This window comes from Hansschlegelia beijingensis, assembly GCF_045505405.1.
In the GTDB taxonomy this organism is placed as follows: domain Bacteria; phylum Pseudomonadota; class Alphaproteobacteria; order Rhizobiales; family Methylopilaceae; genus Methylopila; species Methylopila beijingensis_A.
Genome location: NZ_JBJKEX010000567.1, coordinates 1 through 1,131 on the forward strand (window position 1 = coordinate 1; position 1,131 = coordinate 1,131).

At 68.3% G+C, this 1,131-nt stretch carries 1 protein-coding gene and 1 pseudogene; both read right to left on the reverse strand.

Translation table 11 applies throughout. The features are described from left to right. Positions 1-428, reverse strand: a 428-nt coding sequence (locus tag ACIKT0_RS18745) for a response regulator (protein ID WP_407106818.1), incomplete at its 3' end; no start/stop codon positions are given. Positions 429-791: 363 nt separating this feature from the next. After that, positions 792-1,131: pseudogene (locus ACIKT0_RS18750) on the reverse strand (hypothetical protein); the annotation flags it as partial.

Genomic DNA, 1,131 nt, shown 5'->3' on the forward strand with positions numbered 1-1,131 from the left:
CCGGACGGCGCGGCGACGCGGCTGACGGCGGGAGAGTTCAACCTGCTGGCCGCCTTCGTCCGCAATCCCCAGCATGTGCTGACGCGCTCCAGCATCTCCCGCAGGCCGAACGGCTTCACGATGTAGTCGTCGGCCCCGAGCTCCAGGCCTACGACCTTGTCGGCCTCCTCCCCGCCATTGCCGGTGATGATGATGACGGGCAGGTCCTCCTCGCCGTCGAGCTTGCGCAGGACGTCGAGGCCGTTCTCCTCGCCGAGCTGGAGGTCGAGCATGATGAGATCGGCGGGCTTCCACGCCAGCGCCCGCTTCATCGCCGCGCTGTCCGCCGCGCGGCTCACGTCAAAGCCGTGCTTGACCAGGTAGTCTCCGATCAGATCGCGCATTGATGCGTCGTCGTCGACGACGGCGACATGATACTTCCGCGCCACGCCCGCTCCGCTGCTGATGGATGACGCGCCGCGTCAAGTTCACGCAAGGCGTTTCCGCGTCAGATCTGGTCGAACACTTCTGGCCCGCAGGGGGTGAGTTGGATTGGGCGAATGCGCCCAATCTTGGGCCGCGATATCCCGCCCCCGCCGAGGACGAATGAACCTCGCGCCCCTCGTGAAAAAAAGGTCCGGCGACGACGAGACTTCGGGGTCGCGCCGGGCCGGAGAGGGGCACAAGCGTACATTCGTGAGGTGCACCGGGAGAGTTACGTCCCGGCTACGGAAAATTCGGCTTCTGTTACAGACGCAACGAACGGCGCGCGGCCGAAGCCGGACGGCCGGGGCGCGTGGGCCGAAGCCGCCTTACCTCGACGCGTCCGACGGATCGAAGCGCAGCAGGCGGAGCGCGTTGGCGGTGACGAGCACGGTCGCCCCGGTGTCTGCGAGGATCGCCATCCAGAGCGGCGTCGCGCCGACCAGCGTCGCGACCAGGAACGCGCCCTTCAGCCCGAGCGCGAGCGCGACGTTGGTCCAGATGTTCGACAGCGTCGCGCGCGACAGCGTCACCAGCTCCGCCACCCCGCCGACCCGGTCCTTGAGCAGCGCGGCGTCCGCCGTCTCCGGTTGACGATCCGACAAACGCCGGACCGCCGGGTTGCAACGACCGCCTCCGGAGCCAGAGAGCCTCGGAAGCGGCGGCTTG